This window comes from Actinotalea sp. (assembly GCF_035443605.1).
In the GTDB taxonomy this organism is placed as follows: domain Bacteria; phylum Actinomycetota; class Actinomycetes; order Actinomycetales; family Cellulomonadaceae; genus Actinotalea.
The window spans coordinates 7,207-26,316 of sequence record NZ_DAORSQ010000031.1 but is presented as its reverse complement, the minus strand read 5'-3'; the positions used below and the strand labels follow the sequence as shown (position 1 = coordinate 26,316).

The following is a 19,110-nucleotide window of genomic DNA, read 5'->3' as shown; positions in this document are numbered from 1 at the left end:
CCTGATACCGAGAAGACGACGTCACCCGCACAGACTGCCGCGAGCCTCACCACATCTATGGGAGACACGCCCTAGACGGTCAGGTAGCCCGGGTCGGTCCGGAGAGCCCAGACCGCCCACATCACGAAGAGCACGTTCTCGAGGAGGAGAAATGAGCACCAGGAAGTTTGCTGCAGTCGCAGCAGGCCTCACCCTCGCCCTGTCCCTCGCCGCCTGTGGCGGCTCGGGTGCCGGCGAGACCGAGGAGACCGAGGGCGCCGACGGCGGTACCGAGGAGACCACCGAGGGTGGCCTCATCGGCGTCGCGATGCCGACCCAGACGTCCGAGCGGTGGATCGCCGACGGCGACGCCGTCAAGGCGGGCCTGGAGGAGGCCGGCTTCGAGGTCGACCTGCAGTTCGCCAACGATGACATCCCGACCCAGCAGCAGCAGATCGACCAGATGATCACCAAGGGCGCCCAGGCGCTCATCATCGCGGCGATCGACGGCACGGCGATCTCCGGCCAGCTCGAGGCCGCCGCGGCCGAGGGCATCCCGGTCATCGCGTACGACCGGCTGATCCGGGACTCGGAGAACGTCGACTTCTACGTGACGTTCGACAACTTCCAGGTCGGCGTCCAGCAGGCCACCTCGCTCCTCGTCGGCCTGGGCGTCCTCAACGCCGACGGCTCCGAGGGCGACGCCGCCGGCCCGTTCAACATCGAGCTGTTCGCGGGCTCGCTGGACGACAACAACGCCTTCTTCTTCTTCGACGGCGCCATGTCGATCCTCCAGCCGCTCATCGACGACGGCACGCTCGTCGTGCCCTCGGGTCAGATGGACATCGACTCCGTCGCCACGCTGCGCTGGCAGCAGGAGACGGCGCAGAAGCGCATGGAGGACCTCCTCACGGCGAACTACCAGGGCGGCGCGGTCCTGGCCGGCGTGCTCTCGCCGTACGACGGCATCTCCCGCGGCATCATCACCGCGCTGCAGAACGACCCCGCCATCCCCGGTGACACCATCGCCGAGGGCCTGCCCATCGTCACGGGCCAGGACGCGGAGATCGCCTCGGTCAAGCTCATCGCCGACGGCGTGCAGTTCGCGTCGATCTTCAAGGACACCCGCAAGCTCGCCGCCCAGGCCGTCATCTCGGCCGAGGCGTTCCTTGCCGGCGAGGAGCCGGAGGCCAACGACACCGAGACGTACGACAACGGTGTGAAGATCGTCCCGTCGTACCTGCTGGAGTCGGACATCGTCTACGCCGACAACATCCAGGCCCTGCTCGTCGACTCGGGCTACTGGACGGCCGAAGAGGTCGCGTCCGGCGTCGCCGAGTGATCTGAGGATCACGCACGGTGCCGGCCCGGCGGTCTCGACCGCCGGGCCGGCACCCGCACGAACATCCGTGGCCGACGAACAGAGCGAGGTAGAGGCCGCATGAACAACATCTTGGAGATGCGCTCCATCACCAAGACCTTCCCGGGTGTCAAGGCGCTGCAAGACGTCACCCTCGAGGTCGAGCGCGGCGAGATCCACGCCATCTGTGGTGAGAACGGCGCCGGCAAGTCGACCCTGATGAAGGTCCTGTCCGGCGTCTACCCCCACGGCTCGTACGAGGGCGACATCGTCTTCGAGGGCGAGCACCTGCGCATCGGGTCGATCAACGACTCCGAGGCCAAGGGGATCGTCATCATCCACCAGGAGCTCGCGCTGGTGCCCTACCTGTCGGTCGCGGAGAACATCTTCCTCGGCAACGAGCAGCGGGGCCGCGGCGGGCTGGTGGACTGGAACAAGACCAACGCCGAGGCGGTCAAGCTGCTCGCCCGCGTGGGGCTGACCGAGCTGCCCGTCACGCCCGTCGGCACGCTCGGCGTCGGCAAGCAGCAGCTCATCGAGATCGCCAAGGCGCTGTCCAAGGAGGTCAAGCTCCTCATCCTGGACGAGCCGACGGCGGCCCTGAACGACCAGGACTCCGAGCACCTGCTCGACCTGCTGCGGCACCTCAAGGGCCAGGGCATCACGTCGATCATGATCTCCCACAAGCTCAACGAGATCGCCGAGATCGCCGACCGCACCACGATCATCCGTGACGGCCGCACCATCGAGACCATCGACATGTCCCTGCCGACCTCCACCCAGGACCGGATCATCAAGGGCATGGTCGGCCGCGACCTCGAGCACCGCTACCCCGAGCGCACCCCCGCGATCGGCGCGGAGGTCCTCCGGGTGGAGGACTGGTCCGTCAACCACCCGACCCAGGTGGGCCGCGTCGTGGTCGAGAACGCCTCGTTCACGGTGCGTGCGGGCGAGGTCGTCGGGATCGCCGGCCTCATGGGCGCCGGACGCACCGAGCTCGCGATGAGCGTGTTCGGCCGCTCGTACGGGCGCGACATCAAGGGCCGGGTCTACAAGAACGGCACCGAGATCACCATCCGCTCGGTGTCCGAGGCGATCGCCCACGGCCTGGCGTACGTGTCGGAGGACCGCAAGAAGTACGGCCTCAACCTCATCGAGGACGTGAAGCGCAACATCTCGGCGGCCGGCCTGCACAAGATGTCCAAGCGGGGCTGGGTCAACGGCAACGAGGAGCTCAAGGTCGCCGAGGAGTACCGGGCGTCCATGAACATCAAGACCCCGTCCGTCGCGGCCATCGTCGGCAAGCTGTCCGGCGGCAACCAGCAGAAGGTCGTCCTGTCGAAGTGGATCTTCACCGACGCCGACGTCCTCATCCTCGACGAGCCCACCCGGGGCATCGACGTCGGGGCGAAGTACGAGATCTACACCATCATCAACCGACTGGTGGCCGCCGGGAAGGCGGTCGTCGTCATCTCCTCCGAGCTCCCTGAGCTGCTCGGCACCTGCGACCGGATCTACACCCTGGCCTTCGGGCGCATGACGGGTGTGCTGCCGGTCGCCGAGGCGACGCAGGAGAACCTCATGGAGCTCATGACCAAGGAAAAGGAACAGGTGCAATGACAGCCATCGCGAGCCTCCGGGAGCTCCTGACCCGGAACCTGCGCCAGAGCGGGATCTACATCGCGTTCGTGGCGATCGTCGCCCTGTTCGCGGTCATCACGGACGGGCTGCTGCTCGACCCGCGCAACCTGACCAACCTCGTGCTGCAGTACTCCTACATCCTCATCCTGGCCATCGGCATGGTGATGGTCATCATCGCGGGGCACATCGACCTGTCGGTCGGCTCGGTGGTGGCGCTCGTCGGCGCGGTGTCGGCGACGCTGGTGATCCGCGAGGGCATGCCCTGGTACGTGGGCGTCATCGCCGGTCTCGCGGTGGGTGCGCTCATCGGTGCGTGGCAGGGCTTCTGGGTGGCGTTCGTCGGGATCCCGGCGTTCATCACCACCCTGGCGGGCATGCTGCTCTTCCGTGGCCTGACCTTCCTCGTCCTGGACAACATCTCGCTGTCGCCGTTCGGTGAGCCGTACACGACGATCGCGGCGGGCTTCCAGAACGGGCTGCTGGGCGGCCAGGGGTACGACCTGTTCACGCTCCTGGTGTTCGCGCTGGCGATCGTGGGCTACGCGGTCAGCCAGTGGCGTGCCCGCGCGGCCCGTCAGGGCTACCAGCAGGCGGTCGAGTCCGTGCCGATGTTCGCGTTGAAGATCCTCGCCATCGGCGCCGTGGTGATGTGGTTCGCGTACCAGCTCGCCACCAGCCGTGGCCTGCCCAACGTGCTCATCATCCTGGCCGTGCTGATCATGGCCTACACGCTGGTCACCACGCGCACGGTGTTCGGCCGGCACGTCTACGCCCTCGGTGGCAACAAGTCCGCCGCAGAGCTGTCCGGCGTGAAGGTCAAGTGGGTGAACTTCGGCGTCATGCTCAACATGGGTGTGCTCGCCTCGGTCGCCGGCATCGTGTTCTCGTCCCGGTCCAACGGCGCCCAGCCGGCGGCCGGCAACATGTTCGAGCTCGACGCCATCGCAGCGTGCTTCATCGGCGGCGCCTCGACCACGGGTGGTGTCGGGACGGTCCCCGGCGCCATGATCGGCGGCCTGATCATGGCCGTCATGAGCAACGGCATGCAGCTGCTCGGCTTCGACGAGTCGGTGAAGCAGGTCGTCAAGGGCCTGGTCCTGCTGCTCGCCGTGGCGTTCGACATCTACAACAAGCGGCGCGCCGGTACGCACTGACGCACCCCACCCCACCCGACAGGGCCCGGACCGCCACGGCGGACCGGGCCCTGTCGGCGTCGGGGCCGTGCGGCGGGTCGCTCCGGGGCGGGCGGATCAGGGGCGGGCGGCGAACCGCTCGAGGAGCTGGGCGTGGCCGGACACGACGAGGATGTCGTTGGCGGCGATGCGCGTCTCGCCGGTCGCGTACACGAACGGCTCGCCCGGCGACTTCACCCCGATGACGGTCACGCCGTAGCGCTTGCGCACCTGGGACTGGGCGACGGTGAACCCGACGGTCTCGCGCGGCGGGCGCATCTTGACGATGGTGAACCCGTCCTCGACCTCGATGTAGTCGAGCAGCTTGCCGGAGACGAGGTGGGCCACCCGGTTGCCCGCGTCGGCCTCGGGCAGCACCACGTGGTGCGCCCCGATGCGGGTGAGGATGCGTGCGTGCTCGGGCGAGGTCGCCTTGGCCCAGATCTGCGGGGTGCCGAGGTCGACGAGGTTGCCTGTGATGAGCACCGAGGCCTCGAGCGACGTGCCCACGCCCACGACGGCAACGGGGAAGTCGGCGGCGCTGAGCTGGACCAGGGCCTCGGGGTTGACGACGTCGGCCTCGACGAGCGGGAAGCGCCCGGTGTAGTGGCGCACGAGGGCGGGGTCCCGCTCGACGGCGAGCACGTCGTGCCCCAGCGACTCGAGGGTCAGGGCGATCGACGAGCCGAACCGGCCCAGGCCGATGACCAGCACCCCGCTGTCGGGCGTCGACGCCGGGCGGCTCGTCCCGGCGGGCGGACGGACGTGCGGCGTGGGCTGCTCAACCAATGATCGGCCTCTCCTCGGGGTACCGGATCACCCGGCGCCGGTCCCGCAGCGCGAGCGCGGCTGCGACGGTCATGGTTCCGGTCCGGCCGACGAACATCAGCGCGGACAGGACGTACTTGGCCTCGTCGGGCAGGTCGGGGGTGATCCCGGTGCTCAGGCCCACCGTAGCGAAGGCCGAGAGCACCTCGAAGAGCACGACGTCCAGGGGCAGGCCCGTGATCTCCAGCACCAGGAGGCTGGCCACGAGCACGGTCGTCGCGCCGATGAAGACGACCGCGACGGCCAGGCGCAGCGTCTCGCGCGGTATCCGCCGGCCGAACGCCTCGACGTCCCGGTCGCCGCGGGCCTCGGCGAGGATCGCCAGGAGCATGACGGCCAGGGTCGTGACCTTGATGCCGCCAGCCGTCGAGGCGCTGCCGCCGCCGACGAACATCAGGGCGTCGGTGATGAGCCAGCTCGACTCGTGCATCTGCCCGACGTCGATCGTCGCGAACCCCCCGGAGCGGGGCATCACGCCGGCGAACACCGCGGCGAGCAGCCGGCCGGGCACGTCCAGCCGGCCGAAGGTCGCCGGGTTGCCCCACTCGATCGCCCCGACCAGCACGGTGCCGGTGACGGCGAGCGCGGCCGAGGTCACCACCGTGAGCTTGGTGTGCAGGCTCCAGCGGCGGAACCTGCGGCGGTGCCGGGCGATGGTGAGGATCGCCGGGAAGCCGAGGGAGCCGACGAAGACGCCGAGGGCGATCGGGGCGCCGATCCACCAGTCGGACGTGTACGGCGCCAGACCCTCGGCCGTCGGCACGAAGCCCGCGTTGTTGAACGCGGAGACGGCGTAGAAGACGCCGTGCCATGCGGCCACCCCCAGCGGCTCGCCGAGCACGAGGAAGCGCGGGAAGAGCACGAGGGCGATGCTCACCTCGAGGGCCGTGGCGGTGATGATGACGACGCGCAGCAGCGAGCCGACCTCGCCGAGGCGGGCCGAGCGGGTCTCGGAGGCGGCGAGGATCTTCTGGGTCAGGCCGATCCGGCGGGAGACGGCGAGGCCGAGCAGCGAGGCGAGGGTCATCACGCCGAGCCCGCCCACCTTGATGCCCACGAGGATGACCACCTGGCCGAAGGTCGACCAGTAGGTGCCCGTGGGGACCGTCGTCAGACCCGTGACGCACACCGCGGACGTCGCGGTGAACAGGGCGTCGACGAAGGGCGCCTGGCGGCCGGACGCGGTGGCCTGCGGGGTGAGCAGCAGCGCGGTGAACACCCCGATGACGGCGGCGAAGACGGACAGCGCGAGCCGGGCGGGGGACTGACGGGCGGCTCGGTCGACCACCTCGCGCCACAGGAGCAGGGGCCCGGGGATCCGCACCGACCACCTCCCGTCGCGCCGCCGGTGGGTACCGGCCGTATCCACGCTACCGGCCATCGGGGCAAGGTCCGCGGTGCGCGTGGCCGCGGGGGCTGCGCGCATGCCCGGGCGGGCCGAGCCGTTACGGTGAGGCATGCCCACCCGCGTCGTGTGGTCCCCGGCCCTGCTCGGGTACGACTTCGGGCCCGAGCACCCCATGGCGCCGCTGCGGCTCGAGATGACGTTCCGGCTCGCCGAGGTGCTCGGCGTGCTGGACCTGCCAGGCGTCCAGGTGGTCAGCGCGGACGAGGCGCCGGACGAGGTCATCGCGCTCGCGCACGACGCCGACTACATCGCCGCCGTGCGGCTCGCCTCCACGACCGGCCGGCTGGACCTCGACCGTGGGCTCGGCACCGACGACGACCCCGTCTTCCCCGGGATGCACGAGGCCGCGGCGCGCGTCGTCGGCGGCGGGGTCGCCGCGGCTCGAGCCGTGTGGGCCGGTGAGGTGGAGCACGCGGTCAACCTCGCGGGCGGGATGCACCACGCGATGCCCGGCCACGCGTCGGGCTTCTGCGTCTACAACGACGCCGTCGTGGCGATCCGGGCCGTGCTGGCCGAGGGCGTCGAGCGGGTCGCGTACGTCGACGTCGACGCCCACCACGGCGACGGCGTCGAGGCGGCGTTCTGGGACGACCCGAGGGTCCTGACCGTCTCGGTCCACGAGAGCGGGCACACGCTCTTCCCCGGCACGGGTCACACCACCGACGTCGGCGGGCCGCACGCGCGCGGGACCGCCGTCAACGTGGCCCTGCCGTCGGGGACGCGGGACGTCGCGTGGCTCCGGGCGATCGGCGCCGTCGTCGACCCGCTCGTGCGCGCGTTCGCCCCGCAGCTCATCGTCAGCCAGCACGGGTGCGACGCGCACGGGCTCGACCCGCTGGCCAACCTCGCCGTCTCCGTGGACGCGCAGCGCCGGGCGATGGAGATCGTGCACGGCCTGGCCCACGACGTGGCCGGCGGGCGCTGGGTCGCGCTGGGCGGTGGGGGCTACGCGGTGGCGCAGGTGGTCCCGCGGATCTGGACCCATCTGCTCGCCATCGCCGCGCACGCACCGGTGGAGGTGTCCGCGGCGGTGCCGGAGGCGTGGCGCGCAGAGGCCGCCGCGGTGTTCGGCTTCCCCCTGCCGCTGGTGATGGGCGACGGCGTCCCGTTGCCCACCCCGCGCCCGTGGAGCGCGGGGTACGACCCGGCCGACGACGTCGACCGCATCATCCTCGCCACGCGCCAGGCCGTCTTCCCCCACCACGACCTCGACCCTCTCTACGACTGACCCCCACCCCGGTGCCGTGCCCTGCATCGCTCGGTCGCCCGGCGACCCGAGGGCGCAGACCACCGGGTGGTGGAGTGCTCCGGGGCGGGTGGCCACGACGTCGCGGGATTCACTCTGTTCACCCCTTTCACTTGCGCACCAGGGGGGCCTAGGGTTGGCGGTGCGCGGCGCGTGCCGCGCTTCGTGATGTCCGGGCAGGTGGCGCAGCCCACCCGGCCGGTGGCCAGGAACGAGGCGGCATGTCCAGTGGTCCCGAGCGGCCTCGCGTGCGGTACCTCACGGTCGCCGAGGTGGCCGAGACGATGCGCGTGTCGAAGATGACCGTGTACCGCCTGGCGCGCTCGGGCGAGCTGCCGGCCGTGCGCGTGGGCCGCTCCTACCGGGTGCCGCAGGACGCGCTCGACGCCTACCTCGCGACCGCCGTCATCGACCGCCGGACGGACGAGGACGAGGCCCGCCGCAGCGGCTGACCCACCGATCCGCCCGACGGCGCGGCGGTGCCCGCCGAGCGGGTAGAGTGACACCCGGACTTTCCCTGCACGCCTGCCGGTCCTCCGGTGACGTGCCGACCCGATCACATTGCGAGGACCCGTGGGCTCCGTCATCAAGAAGCGCCGCAAGCGCATGGCCAAGAAGAAGCACCGCAAGCTGCTGCGCAAGACGCGCCACCAGCGTCGCAACAAGAAGTAGCCGCTCCGCGCGTCGCGCGCGGAGATCGCGGGCACGAGCCGCGCACAGGACAGGCCCGGCCGAGTGCCGGGCCTGTGGTGCGTCCGGGGACGATGGGTTCGCGCCTGTGCACCGCGCCAGGCGGTAGCGTCGCCACCAGGACGAGCGAGAGGGATCGGGTGTGGCCGCCACCATGCGCGACGTGGCCCGGCTCGCGGGCGTCTCGATCAAGACCGTCTCCAACGTCGTCAACGGCTACCGGCACGTCACCGCTGCCACCCGGGCGCGGGTGCTGACGGCCATCGACGAGCTGGGCTACCAGGTCAACGTCTCGGCACGGAACCTGCGCACCGGTCGCACGGGCGTCATCGCCCTCGCCGTGCCGGAGCTCAGCGTCCCGTACTTCGCCGAGCTCGCGGACGCCGTCATCGCCGCCGCGGCGGTCCACGGGCTGACCGTCCTCATCGAGCTGCACGGCGCGGACCGGGCGCGCGAGATCGAGGCGGTCGGCGGCGCGAGGCGCCGGACGACCGACGGCTTGATCTTCAGCCCGGTGGCCCTGGGCGCTGGCGACGAGGCGCTGGTCGAGACCGAGCTGCCGATGGTCCTGCTCGGCGAGCGCGTCTTCCACGACGGCGTGGACCACGTCACCATGCAGAACGTCGAGGCGGCGCGCGCGGCGACCGAGCACCTGCTGGACCGTGGCCGACGCCGGATCGCGGCGATCGGCGTGCACCCCGGCGAGGAGGTCGGCTCGGCTGGGCTGCGCCTGGTCGGCTACCGCCAGGCGCTGGCTGCTGCGGGCATCCCGACGGACGACGCCCTGCTCGGGGTGGCCGACCCGTGGCATCGGGCCGCCGGGGCACGGGCGATGGCCGCGCTGCTCGACGCCGGGGCGCTCCCGGACGCCGTCTTCGGCTTCAACGACGCCCTCGCGCTGGGTGCGATGCATGAGCTCCAGGTCCGCGGCCTGAGAGTGCCGCAGGACGTCGCGGTCATCGGCTTCGACGACATCGACGAGGGCGTCTACGCCAACCCCAGCCTCAGCACGGTCGACCCGGGCCGCGAGCAGATCGCCCGGACGGCCGTCCAGCTGCTCGTCGACCAGCTCGACGGCACGCGCCGCGCGGCGCGTCGGGTGTTCGCCGACTACCGCGTCGTCGCCCGTGGCTCCACCGCGCCGTCGACGACTTGACCGCGACGCCTCGGGTGCATCATCGTTCGTGTACAACGATGTACACGCCGGCAGGCCACCCGATCCGGGGGTCAGCGGTCGACCAGGAGAACCGATGACCACCGCACGCCTGACCATCGACCCCGGCTTCCGCGTCGCGCCGGTCCGCAGGCGGACCTTCGGGTCCTTCGTCGAGCACCTCGGCCGCTGCGTCTACACCGGGATCCACGACCCGGGTCACCCGACGGCCGACGCCGACGGGTTCCGCGGCGACGTCATCGAGCTGGTCCGCGAGCTGGGTATCACGACGGTGCGCTACCCGGGCGGCAACTTCGTCTCCGGGTACCGCTGGGAGGACGCCGTCGGCCCGGTGGACCAGCGCCCGGCGCGGCTGGACCTCGCGTGGCACAGCACCGAGCCCAACACGGTGGGCGTGGACGAGTTCATGCGGTGGGCGGCCAAGGCCGGCGTCGAGCCGATGATGGCGGTCAACCTCGGCACGCGGGGCGTCACCGAGGCGCTCGACCTGCTCGAGTACTCCAACATCGCGGCGGGGACGGCGTGGTCGGACCTTCGCCGGGCCCACGGCACCGAGGCGCCGCACGGCATCCGCATGTGGTGCCTCGGCAACGAGATGGACGGCCCGTGGCAGACCGGCCACAAGACCCCGCAGGAGTACGGCCGCCTGGCGGCCGAGACCGGCAGGGCGATGCGCCAGGTGGACCCGGACCTCGAGCTCGTCGCGTGCGGCTCGTCGAGCTCGGCGATGCCCACGTTCGGCGAGTGGGAGCGCGTGGTGCTCACGGAGGCCTACGAGCAGGTGGACCTCATCTCCGCGCACGCCTACTACTGGGAGGAGGACGGCGACCTGGCGTCCTTCCTCGGCTCCGCCATCAACATGGACCACTTCATCGAGGACGTCGTCGCCACGGCGGACGCCGTGCGGGCCGCCGGCCGGCACAGCAAGCGGATCCACATCTCGTTCGACGAGTGGAACGTCTGGTACCTCGACGGTGCCGCGTCGAAGCCGCCGACCGACTCCTGGCCCGTCGCACCGGTGCTGCTCGAGGACAACTACTCCGTCGCGGACGCCGTCGTGGTGGGCAACCTGCTCATCTCGCTGCTGCGGCACTCCGACCGTGTGCACGCGGCGAGCCTGGCCCAGCTGGTCAACGTCATCGCGCCGATCATGACGGAGCCGGGCGGGCGGGTGTGGAAGCAGACGACGTTCCACCCCTTCGCGCTGACGGCGCGCCATGCCGTGGGCGAGGTGCTCCGGGTCGAGGTCGACAGCCCCAGCCACCCCACCGCCAAGCATGGCGACACCCCGCTGGTCGACGCGGTCGCGACGTACGACGACGCGTCGGGCGCGCTCGCGGTGTTCGCCGTCAACCGATCGCTCACGCAGTCCGTGCCGGTCGAGATCGACGTCCGGGCGCTGGACGGGGTGCGCCTCGTCGAGGCCGTGTCGCTCGCGCACGACGACCCGTACGCGCGGTCCTCCGTCGAGGACGACACCACCCTCGTCCCGCGGCCCAACACGTCCGCGGCGGTCGAGGGCAGCCGGGTGCGCATCGAGCTGCCGCCCGTCTCGTGGTCGATGGTGCGGCTCTGCCGGTGACCCGGCGTCGGGCAGACTGACCCGGTGCTCACCTGGACCCAGATCGCCCTGTCGGAGCTGGCCGGGACGGGCGTGCTCCTCGCGCTCGGCGTGGGTGTGGGCGCCAACCTCGCCCTGCCGGCCACCGGTGGCCGCGCCGGCGGGAACCTCATGGGTGCGGTCGGCTGGAGCCTCGGCGTCTTCGCCGGCGTCGTCGTCGGAGCGCGGTCCGGGGCGCACCTCAACCCGGCCGTGACGCTCGGGATGATCGCCTCGGGCGCCGAGGAGCTGGCACCCGGAGTGCCGGTCAGCGCGTGGGCCGTCAGCGCCTACCTCATTGGTCAGCTGGTGGGGGCCGTCCTCGGCAGCGCCGTGGCCTGGGCTGCCTACCGCCAGCACCTCGACGCCGCCGTGGGCGCCCAGGCCGCCACCCGCGCGGCCCCGCGCCGCTCGCCGACCCTCGGCATCTTCGCCACCGGCCCCGGCATCCGCTCCTGGCCCCACAACCTGCTCACCGAGACCGTGGCGACGTTCCTTCTCGTGCTGGTGCTGCTCTCGCTCGCCGAGACACCGAGCGCGCTGGGCCCGCTGGGCGCCGCGCTCGTGGTGCTGGGCGTCGGCCTGGGGATGGGCGGCCCGACGGGCTGGGCGATCAACCCTGCGCGCGACCTCGGCGCCCGGCTGGCGCACGCGCTGCTGCCGATCCGGGGCAAGGGCGGCAGCGACTGGGGCTACGCGTGGGTACCCGTCGTCGGCCCGACGCTGGGCGGCGTGCTCGGCGGGATCGCGGCGGCCCTGCTCTGACGGACGGCGTGCCCTAGGCGCGCAGGGCGCGGCGCACGGACCGCCACACGAGCCCGACCACCCAGGCCACCCCGGCGAGGCGCGCGGCGTGCATCGACCGGCGGGCCGCCACACGGCGCCGGCCGCGGAACTCGCGCACCGGCCAGCCGACGGCGCGCGCGTGCCGGCGCAGGCGTCCGTCCGGGTTGATCGCCACGGGGTGGCCGACGCTCGACAGGATCGGGACGTCGTTGGTGGAGTCGCCGTACGCGTAGCACAGCGTCAGGTCGAGGCCCTGCTGCCGCGCGAGCTCACGCACCGCGCGCGCCTTGGCCTGGCCGTGCAGCATGTCGCCGATCATCCGGCCGGTGTAGAACCCGTCGACGTGCTCCGCCACCGTGCCCAGCGCGCCGGTGACGCCCAGTCGCCGGCCGATGAGCTCGCCGATCTCCACCGGGCTGGCGGTGATGATCCACACCTGGTGCCCGGCGTCGAGGTGCTCGGTGAGCAGGGCCTGGGTGCCGGGGAAGATCCGCAGCGACAGGACCTCGTCCCAGATCTCCTCGCCGACGGCGGCGATCTCGGCGACGGATCGGCCCGCGACGATGGACAGCGCACGCGCCCGCACCTGCTCGATCTGGCGCAGGTCCTCGCCGAACATGAGGTAGCGGCTCTGGTGGAAGGCGAACGTGATGAGGTCCCACGTGCCGAAGAAGCCCCGACGGCGCAGCCCGACGGCCAGGTGGAACGCGCTGGCCCCGCGGATGATGGTGTTGTCGAGGTCGAAGAAGGCCGCGGTCCCGGAGCCTGCCGGGAGGTCAGGTGCTGGCTCGGCCACGTGCTCCACTGTAACCACCCCACCCGGCCGGCCAGCCTAGGCTGGTGCGATGAGCAGCCCGGTGGCGCCCGACGGCCCGGCCGACGTCCGCCTCGTCCTGTACTCGCGGGCCGGCTGCCACCTGTGCGAGCCGGCGGCCGCACTGGTCGCCGCCGTCGCCGCCGAGGCCGGCACGGGCTGGCTGGCGGTGGACGTCGACACGGACCCCGATGCCGCGGCGCTCACCGAGCGGTACGGCGAGATGGTGCCGGTGGTGACGGTGGACGGCGTCGTGCAGGGGTACTGGCGGCTGGACGCCGAGCGGCTGCACCGCGCGCTCGCCGCGCCGCGACGGGGCTGACGTGGGTGTCGCCCCCCGCGCCGTCCCGCCCTCGACGGTCTCCCGGCTGCCGCTCTACCTGCGCGTGCTCGAGGGGCTCGCGGAGCAGGGCGTGACGACGACGTCGTCCGACCAGCTGGCCCGGCTCGCCGGGGTGGGCCCGGCCCAGCTGCGGCGCGACCTGTCGTTCCTCGGCTCGCACGGCGTGCGCGGGGTGGGCTACGACGTCGACCACCTGCGTGGACGGGTGGCGGACGCGCTGGGCCTCGGGGTGGACCTCGCGGTGGTCATCGTGGGCATCGGCAACCTGGGTCACGCCCTGGCGAACTACGTCGCGCGGGGCAGCAGCGGCTTCCGGGTGGCCGCGCTGGTCGACGCCGCGCCCGAGGTGGTCGGCTCCTCGGTGGCCGGGCTGGTGGTCGCCGACGTACGCGACCTCGAGGAGGTGCTGCGGCGCGAACGCGTGGCGCTCGCCGTGCTGGCGACGCCGGCCGACGTGGCGCAGGAGGTCTGCGACCGGTTGGTCGCCGCGGGGGTGCGGGGCATCCTCACCTTCGTCCCGCGCGTGCTGCACGTGCCGGACGGCGTCGACCTGCGGGCGGTCGACCTGGGCACGGAGCTGCAGATCCTCGCGTTCCACGAGCAGCGCAAGGCGGCGGGGCGCGCCTGACCGAGGGCCGAGGTCGGGCCCGGACGCGACGACGCCCGCGGCCGCGCCCCTCGTGCGAGGGGGCTGCCGCGGGCGTCGGCCCGGATCGGGACGCAGGGGGGTGAGCCCCGACCCGGACGTGCGGGGTGGCTCAGGCCTGGGCGACGGCCTCGATCTCGAGGGCGACCTTGACCTTGTCGCTGACCAGCACGCCGCCGGTCTCGAGCGCCGCGTTCCAGGTCAGACCGAACTCCTTGCGCGAGATCTCGGTGGAGGCGGAGAACCCGATGCGCGAGGCGCCGAACGGGTCCGTCGCGGCACCGTTGAACTCGGCGTCGAGGACGACCTCGCGGGTCACGCCGTGGATGGTGAGGTCACCGGTGACCTTGAGGTCGGTGCCGTCGCCCGCGACGGAGGTCGAGACGAAGGTCCAGGTCGGGTACGTCGCGACGTCGAAGAAGTCGGCCGTCGTGAGGTGGCCGTCGCGGTTGGCGTCCTTGGTGTCGATGGTCGACGGGTCCAGCGTCGCGGTGACCGAGGTCGCGGCCAGGTCGTCACCGATGGTCAGGGTGCCCTCGGTGATGGCGACGGTGCCGCGGACCTTGGAGATGCCCGCGTGGCGGACCGTGAAGCCGGCGTGGCTGTGCGAGGTCTCGACGACCCAGGTGCCGGTGGGCAGGCCGGTGGGGAGCGTGGTGGTGGTCATGGTGTTCTCCTACGGGACGAGGTGGGTGGTGCGTCGGTGGGACCGAGGCCGCCCGACGCATTTGGTTGAAGCGTCAACGACCATCTAGTTGAGATTTCTACTACACTGCACCTGGAAGCGCAACCCCCCGTCACCCGCCCCTGTGGTGGGATCGGGGTCGGGACGTCGTACGGGACGCGCAGGCACGGACGGGGAGGCAGGGATGAGCACGACGGCGCAGGCTCCGGCGGACGTGCCGGCGGACACGCGGGACCGGCCCGGCGCACGGCCGGCCGACGAGGTCCGCTGGCTCGACGAGGACCAGCAGCGCGCCTGGCGGTCCTTCCTGCTCGGGTCCGCGCGGCTGACCGAGGCGCTCGGCCGCCAGCTCGAGGCGGACAGCGACCTGTCGCTCAGCGAGTACGAGATCCTCGTCCGGCTGTCCGAGGCACCCGAGCACACGGCGCGGATGTCCGAGCTCGCGCAGTCCCTCATGCACTCGCGCAGCCGGATCACGCACACCGTGGGCAGGCTCGAGCGGCGCGGGCTCGTGGAGCGGCACACGTGCCTGGCCGACGGTCGGGGCGTCAACGCCCGGATGACGGCCGCCGGGTACCGCCTGCTCGTCGCGGCGGCCCCCGGCCACGTCCGGGCGGTCAGGGCCCACCTCGTCGACCTGCTCACGGCCGACCAGCTGCGCGGCCTCGGCGACGCGATGGCCCTCGTGGCCCCGCTCGACCCGCCCGCGCCGCCGGCAGGCTGAGCCGCCCCGCCCCCGCCCCCGCCCCACCCCCGCCCGGATGACCGCACGGCGCGTGGTGAGCGACACTGGTCCCATGGCCTCCACGACCGTCCACCTCCTGCGCCACGGCGAGGTGCACAACCCCGACGGCGTGCTCTACGGGCGCCTGCCGAACTTCCGGCTGTCCGACCGCGGCCAGGCGATGGCCGAGCGGGTCGCCGGGCACCTGGCGGGGACCGGCCCGCAGGGCGCGCCCCGCCGCGACGTCGTGCACGTGGTCGCCTCGCCGCTGCAGCGTGCCCAGGAGACCGCGACCCCGATCGCCGCGGCCTTCGGCCTGGCGCTCGGCGCCGACGCCCGCCTGCTCGAGGCAGCCAACCACTTCGAGGGCCTGACGTTCGGGGTGGGCGACGGCTCGCTGCGTCGCCCCGCGCACTGGCGCTACCTGTGGAACCCCCTGCGTCCGTCGTGGGGCGAGCCCTACCGCGAGCAGGTGGCCCGGATGCTCGCGGCCGTCGCTGACGCGCGCGTGGCCGCCGAGGGTCACGAGGCCGTCATCGTGTCCCACCAGCTGCCGATCTGGGTGACCCGCCAGGCTCTCGAGGGTCGCCGCCTGTGGCACGACCCGCGCCGCCGCGAGTGCTCGGTGGCCTCGCTCACCTCGCTGCACTGGGACGGGGACCGGCTCACCGGGATCACCTACTCCGAGCCAGCCGTCGACCTGCTGCCCGTCAAGCCCACCGTGGCCGGGGCCTGACCGTGCGCCGTCTGCGCCACCAGCAGGCCCGGGTCGTCGTCGTGGCACTCGTCGTGCTCGCCGTCCTCGCGATGTCGCTGTCCCTCGCGGCGTGCGCGCCCGCCACCGGGGGCTGGACCGAGGGCGGCGCCGAGGCCGGCTACGTGTCCGGTGACCGGTCGGTGACCACCTGGGACGCCGCGGACCGCAGCGATCCCGTGGAGCTCGCCGGGACCGACTTCGCCGGTGCCGCGGTGGACGTCGCGGACTGGCGTGGCGACGTCGTCGTGCTCAACACCTGGTACGCCAGCTGCCCGCCCTGCCGCGCCGAGGCGCCCGACCTCGCCGCGCTCGCCGCGGACTACGCGGACGACGACGTCCACCTCCTGGGCATCAACTCCACGGACGACCCCGGCGCGGCCCAGGCCTTCGAGCGCACGTTCGCGGTCGGGTACCCCTCGGTGCACGACGTCGACGGCGCCGCGATCGCGTCGCTGCAGGGCGTCGTGCCCGTCCAGGCCGTGCCCACCACGGTGGTGCTCGACCGCCGCGGCCGGGTCGCGGCCCGCGTGCTGGGGCTGGCGGACGGGTCCACGCTGCGCGCGCTGGTCGACGAGCTGCTGGACGAGCCCGCGTGAGCGTGACCGCGCTCGTTGCCGGGATCGGCGACACCGTCCAGCAGACCGTGCTCGGCGGCTCCATGCTGCTGGCCGTCCCGCTCGCGGTGCTGGCCGGGCTGGTCTCGTTCGCCTCGCCGTGCGTGCTGCCGCTGGTGCCGGGGTACCTCGGCTACGTCACGGGGATGGCCGGCAGCGCCGCGGGCTCGCCGCGCGCACGCGCCGCGGCGCCGTCGCGCACCGGCCGCGGCGCGACGGGCACGCTCGCCCAGGTGCCGCGCACCCGCATGGTGGCCGGGGTCGGCCTCTTCGTCGCGGGGTTCACGGTGGTCTTCGTCGCGTTCGGCGTGCTCGCGGGGTCGCTCGGTGCGGCGCTGCTGGGCTGGACGGACGTGCTCACGCGCGTGCTGGGCGTCGTCGTCGTGCTCATGGGGCTCGTGTTCCTCGGCTGGGTGCCGTTCGCGCAGCGCGAGCGGAGGCTGCACCTGGCGCCGACGGCCGGGCTCTGGGGCGCACCCCTGCTCGGGGTCGTCTTCGGGCTGGGCTGGGCCCCGTGCATCGGCCCGACGCTCGTGGCCGTCTACACCCTGGCGCTCGACGAGGCCTCGGCGGCCCGCGGCGCCGTCCTGTCGGTCGCGTACTGCGCCGGCCTCGGACTGCCCTTCCTGCTCATCGCCCTGGGCTTCGAGCGCTCGGCGCGCGCGCTGGCCTTCCTGCGCACGCACCGGGTCGCGGTGACCCGCACGGGCGGGGTGATGCTGGTGCTCGTCGGGCTCGCGCTGGTCACCGGCGTGTGGGGCACCTGGACGCAGTCGCTCCAGGGCTGGGTCGGCGGCTTCGAGACGGTGGTCTGATGCCCCTGGACCGGATCGAGGACCCCACGGTCCCGAGCGACGCGCCGGACGCACCGGACGCGCCGGACGCGACGGCTGGCGGCGCCGCGTCGGCGGAGCGCCCTGGAGAGCCCGTGCTGCCGCGGCTGGGCCTCGTCGGCACGGGCCGCTGGGTGTGGCGCCAGCTGACGAGCATGCGCGTGGCGCTGCTGCTGCTCATGCTGCTGGCCGTGGTCTCCGTGCCCGGCTCGATCCTGCCGCAGCGGCCGCAGTCACCCGGACGGGTGGCGGCCTACCTGCGGGACAACCCGGACCTCGGCGGGTGGCTGGACCGGCTCGGGTTCTTCGACGTCTACGCCTCGGTCTGGTTCTCCGCGGTCTACCTGCTGCTCTTCGTGTCCCTCGTCGGCTGCATCCTGCCGCGCGTCGCCGCCCACCTGCGCGGCGTCCGGGCCAGGCCGCCGCGCACCCCGCGCCGCTTCGACCGGTTCGAGACGCGCGACGAGGTCCGCACCGACGCCTCTGCCGAGCAGGTCCTGGCCGCGGCCCGGACGGTGCTCACCGGCCCCGTGCGCTGGCTGCCGCGGTTCCGCGTCGACGTGGTGGTCGACGCGGACGGGACGGGCGGCACCGTCGCGGCCGAGCGGGGCTACCTGCGCGAGACCGGCAACCTCGTGTTCCACCTCGCCCTGGTGGGCATCCTGCTGTCCGTGGCCGCCGGGCAGCTGCTGCACTACCGGGGGCAGGCGATCGTCGTCGAGGGCAGGGGCTTCGCCAACGCCGTCACGGACTACGACACGTTCGAGGCGGGGAGCTGGTTCGACCCGTCGTCGCTCGTCCCGTTCACCCTCACGCTGGACCGCTTCACGGCCGCGTTCACGCAGGACCTCGCCGCCAAGCCGCGTGACTTCCTCGCCGAGGTCACGGTGCGCGAGCCCGGCGGCGCCGGGCGCGCGGCCGACATCCGCGTCAACCGCCCGCTGACGGCTGGCGGCGCCAAGATCTACCTCCAGGGCAACGGCTACGCTCCCGACGTCACGGTGCGCGACGCCGCGGGCGAGGTGGCGTTCGCGGGGCCGGTGCCCTTCCTCCCGCAGGACCCGCAGTACCTGTCGCGGGGGGTCATCAAGGTGCCCGACGTGTCCGCCGGGGACCAGATCGGGCTGGTGGGCTTCCTGCTGCCGACGGCCGTCATCACGCCGGACGGTGCCGCGTCCGTCCACCCGCAGCCCCTCGACCCGATGCTGGTGCTCACGGTGTGGCGCGGGGACCTCGGCCTGGACGACGGCGTGCCGCAGAACGTCTACGAGCTGGACTCGTCGGCGATGTCGCCGGTCCTCGACGAGGACGGCGCCCCGGTGACCGTGCTCGTCGCCCCGGGGCAGACCGTGGAGCTGCCGGCCGGGCTGGGAACGCTGACCTGGGACGACCTGCCGCGGTTCGTCGCGCTCGACCTGCGGCACGACCCGTCGCTGGGCATCGTCCTGGCCTTCGCGATCGCGGCGATCGTCGGCCTGACGGTGTCGCTGTTCACCCCGCGCCGGCGCCTGTGGCTGCGCGTGGGCCCGGCGGGCGAGGGGGAGCGCCCCGGACGTACAGTGGTCGCCGGCGCCGCCCTGGCCCGCACCGACGACATCGGCCTGGCGGCCGAGCTCGCCCGCGTGACGGACGCGATCAGGGCGCTGGACGGGAGGCAGGACCGATGAGTCTTGGCGAGCTGAGCACCATCCTCGTGTGGGGTGCCGTGACGGCCTACGCCGTGGCCCTCGTCGCGTTCGCCACCGACCTCGCGCGCCGCGCGGAGGCCGCGGCGAAGCCCGCTCGCGAGGCCGCGCTCGTCGGGGGCCCG

The 19,110-nt window shown here is 72.9% G+C and carries 20 protein-coding genes; 16 read left to right on the top strand and 4 right to left on the bottom strand.

The window, feature by feature from the left end:
• Positions 1 to 151: 151 nt before the first annotated feature.
• From chvE to mmsB, 3 genes are all read left to right on the top strand, one after another.
• On the top strand, positions 152 to 1,321 hold the full coding sequence (gene chvE, locus PKY62_RS05305; RefSeq protein ID WP_324535579.1) for a multiple monosaccharide ABC transporter substrate-binding protein: 1,170 nt from the start codon (positions 152 to 154) through the stop codon (positions 1,319 to 1,321).
• 99 nt (positions 1,322 to 1,420) lie between these two features.
• A complete protein-coding gene (gene mmsA / locus PKY62_RS05300) occupies positions 1,421 to 2,959 on the top strand; it encodes a multiple monosaccharide ABC transporter ATP-binding protein (protein ID WP_324535577.1) in 1,539 nt (512 codons plus the stop codon).
• Positions 2,956 to 4,134: a multiple monosaccharide ABC transporter permease gene (mmsB, locus tag PKY62_RS05295; RefSeq protein WP_324535575.1), complete on the top strand. Its 1,179-nt coding sequence runs from the start codon at positions 2,956 to 2,958 to the stop codon at positions 4,132 to 4,134. Before mmsA ends, mmsB begins: the two co-directional genes overlap by 4 nt.
• A gap of 96 nt (positions 4,135 to 4,230) precedes the next feature.
• Here the strand turns inward: mmsB and PKY62_RS05290 are convergent, their stop codons facing one another.
• Together PKY62_RS05290 and PKY62_RS05285 are read right to left on the bottom strand one after the other, a co-directional pair.
• Entirely contained in the window at positions 4,231 to 4,866 is a 636-nt protein-coding gene (locus PKY62_RS05290; protein ID WP_324535585.1) for a potassium channel family protein, read from the bottom strand.
• A 67-nt stretch (positions 4,867 to 4,933) separates the two neighbouring features.
• Complete coding sequence (locus tag PKY62_RS05285; RefSeq protein WP_502875790.1) at positions 4,934 to 6,361, bottom strand: TrkH family potassium uptake protein; 1,428 nt, start codon at positions 6,359 to 6,361, stop codon at positions 4,934 to 4,936.
• 76 nt (positions 6,362 to 6,437) lie between these two features.
• Here PKY62_RS05285 and PKY62_RS05280 point away from each other — a divergent pair, with 76 nt between their 5' ends.
• From PKY62_RS05280 to PKY62_RS05255, 6 genes are all read left to right on the top strand, one after another.
• Positions 6,438 to 7,616: an acetoin utilization protein AcuC gene (locus PKY62_RS05280; protein ID WP_324535571.1), complete on the top strand. Its 1,179-nt coding sequence runs from the start codon at positions 6,438 to 6,440 to the stop codon at positions 7,614 to 7,616.
• A 239-nt stretch (positions 7,617 to 7,855) separates the two neighbouring features.
• A complete protein-coding gene (locus PKY62_RS05275) occupies positions 7,856 to 8,086 on the top strand; it encodes a helix-turn-helix domain-containing protein (RefSeq protein ID WP_324535569.1) in 231 nt (76 codons plus the stop codon).
• A gap of 121 nt (positions 8,087 to 8,207) precedes the next feature.
• Positions 8,208 to 8,306, top strand: a complete 99-nt coding sequence (locus PKY62_RS05270; protein WP_003792170.1) for a 30S ribosomal protein bS22 — start codon at positions 8,208 to 8,210, stop codon at positions 8,304 to 8,306.
• 160 nt (positions 8,307 to 8,466) lie between these two features.
• Entirely contained in the window at positions 8,467 to 9,480 is a 1,014-nt protein-coding gene (locus PKY62_RS05265; protein ID WP_324535566.1) for a LacI family DNA-binding transcriptional regulator, read from the top strand.
• Between the two features lie 94 nt (positions 9,481 to 9,574).
• Positions 9,575 to 11,080 carry an arabinosylfuranosidase ArfA gene (gene arfA, locus PKY62_RS05260; protein ID WP_324535564.1) on the top strand — a complete coding sequence of 502 codons (1,506 nt, stop codon included), beginning with the start codon at positions 9,575 to 9,577 and terminating at the stop codon, positions 11,078 to 11,080.
• Positions 11,081 to 11,104: 24 nt separating this feature from the next.
• The gene (locus tag PKY62_RS05255) at positions 11,105 to 11,863 is read left to right on the top strand and encodes an MIP/aquaporin family protein (RefSeq protein WP_324535562.1); all 759 of its coding nucleotides are present in this window, start codon (positions 11,105 to 11,107) and stop codon (positions 11,861 to 11,863) included.
• 13 nt (positions 11,864 to 11,876) lie between these two features.
• Here the strand turns inward: PKY62_RS05255 and PKY62_RS05250 are convergent, their stop codons facing one another.
• Positions 11,877 to 12,680 (bottom strand): HAD family hydrolase, encoded by an 804-nt coding sequence (locus PKY62_RS05250; protein ID WP_324535560.1) that lies wholly within the window; start codon positions 12,678 to 12,680, stop codon positions 11,877 to 11,879.
• A gap of 49 nt (positions 12,681 to 12,729) precedes the next feature.
• On the opposite strand from PKY62_RS05250, the gene PKY62_RS05245 reads away from it, so the two are divergent.
• Complete coding sequence (locus PKY62_RS05245; protein WP_324535558.1) at positions 12,730 to 13,020, top strand: glutaredoxin family protein; 291 nt, start codon at positions 12,730 to 12,732, stop codon at positions 13,018 to 13,020.
• Position 13,021: 1 nt separating this feature from the next.
• Positions 13,022 to 13,669, top strand: coding sequence for a redox-sensing transcriptional repressor Rex (locus PKY62_RS05240; RefSeq protein WP_324535556.1), 648 nt, complete (start codon positions 13,022 to 13,024; stop codon positions 13,667 to 13,669).
• Between the two features lie 130 nt (positions 13,670 to 13,799).
• On the opposite strand, the gene PKY62_RS05235 is transcribed toward PKY62_RS05240, so the two are convergent.
• Positions 13,800 to 14,354: a YceI family protein gene (locus PKY62_RS05235; protein ID WP_324535554.1), complete on the bottom strand. Its 555-nt coding sequence runs from the start codon at positions 14,352 to 14,354 to the stop codon at positions 13,800 to 13,802.
• A gap of 202 nt (positions 14,355 to 14,556) precedes the next feature.
• Here PKY62_RS05235 and PKY62_RS05230 point away from each other — a divergent pair, with 202 nt between their 5' ends.
• The 5 genes from PKY62_RS05230 to resB all read left to right on the top strand — a co-directional run bounded on the left by PKY62_RS05230 (position 14,557) and on the right by resB (position 18,967).
• Positions 14,557 to 15,096, top strand: coding sequence for a MarR family winged helix-turn-helix transcriptional regulator (locus PKY62_RS05230; protein WP_324535552.1), 540 nt, complete (start codon positions 14,557 to 14,559; stop codon positions 15,094 to 15,096).
• A gap of 73 nt (positions 15,097 to 15,169) precedes the next feature.
• Complete coding sequence (locus PKY62_RS05225) at positions 15,170 to 15,832, top strand: histidine phosphatase family protein (protein ID WP_324535550.1); 663 nt, start codon at positions 15,170 to 15,172, stop codon at positions 15,830 to 15,832.
• 2 nt (positions 15,833 to 15,834) lie between these two features.
• A complete protein-coding gene (locus tag PKY62_RS05220) occupies positions 15,835 to 16,449 on the top strand; it encodes a TlpA family protein disulfide reductase (protein ID WP_502875789.1) in 615 nt (204 codons plus the stop codon).
• Positions 16,446 to 17,282, top strand: a complete 837-nt coding sequence (locus tag PKY62_RS05215; RefSeq protein ID WP_502875788.1) for a cytochrome c biogenesis CcdA family protein — start codon at positions 16,446 to 16,448, stop codon at positions 17,280 to 17,282. Before PKY62_RS05220 ends, PKY62_RS05215 begins: the two co-directional genes overlap by 4 nt.
• Positions 17,282 to 18,967: a cytochrome c biogenesis protein ResB gene (gene resB, locus PKY62_RS05210; RefSeq protein ID WP_324535548.1), complete on the top strand. Its 1,686-nt coding sequence runs from the start codon at positions 17,282 to 17,284 to the stop codon at positions 18,965 to 18,967. The genes PKY62_RS05215 and resB overlap by 1 nt, the downstream gene beginning before the upstream one ends.
• Positions 18,968 to 19,110 lie beyond the last annotated feature (143 nt).

Coding starts and splice junctions, on each gene's coding strand:
- PKY62_RS05280 (WP_324535571.1), top strand. CDS start 6,438: ATGCCCACCCGCGTCGTGTGGTCCCCGGCCCTGCTCGGGTACGACTTC.
- PKY62_RS05275 (WP_324535569.1), top strand. CDS start 7,856: ATGTCCAGTGGTCCCGAGCGGCCTCGCGTGCGGTACCTCACGGTCGCC.
- mmsA (WP_324535577.1), top strand. CDS start 1,421: ATGAACAACATCTTGGAGATGCGCTCCATCACCAAGACCTTCCCGGGT.
- arfA (WP_324535564.1), top strand. CDS start 9,575: ATGACCACCGCACGCCTGACCATCGACCCCGGCTTCCGCGTCGCGCCG.
- mmsB (WP_324535575.1), top strand. CDS start 2,956: ATGACAGCCATCGCGAGCCTCCGGGAGCTCCTGACCCGGAACCTGCGC.
- PKY62_RS05225 (WP_324535550.1), top strand. CDS start 15,170: ATGGCCTCCACGACCGTCCACCTCCTGCGCCACGGCGAGGTGCACAAC.
- chvE (WP_324535579.1), top strand. CDS start 152: ATGAGCACCAGGAAGTTTGCTGCAGTCGCAGCAGGCCTCACCCTCGCC.
- resB (WP_324535548.1), top strand. CDS start 17,282: ATGCCCCTGGACCGGATCGAGGACCCCACGGTCCCGAGCGACGCGCCG.
- PKY62_RS05230 (WP_324535552.1), top strand. CDS start 14,557: ATGAGCACGACGGCGCAGGCTCCGGCGGACGTGCCGGCGGACACGCGG.
- PKY62_RS05235 (WP_324535554.1), bottom strand. CDS start 14,354: ATGACCACCACCACGCTCCCCACCGGCCTGCCCACCGGCACCTGGGTC.
- PKY62_RS05285 (WP_502875790.1), bottom strand. CDS start 6,361: ATGGCCGGTAGCGTGGATACGGCCGGTACCCACCGGCGGCGCGACGGG.
- PKY62_RS05245 (WP_324535558.1), top strand. CDS start 12,730: ATGAGCAGCCCGGTGGCGCCCGACGGCCCGGCCGACGTCCGCCTCGTC.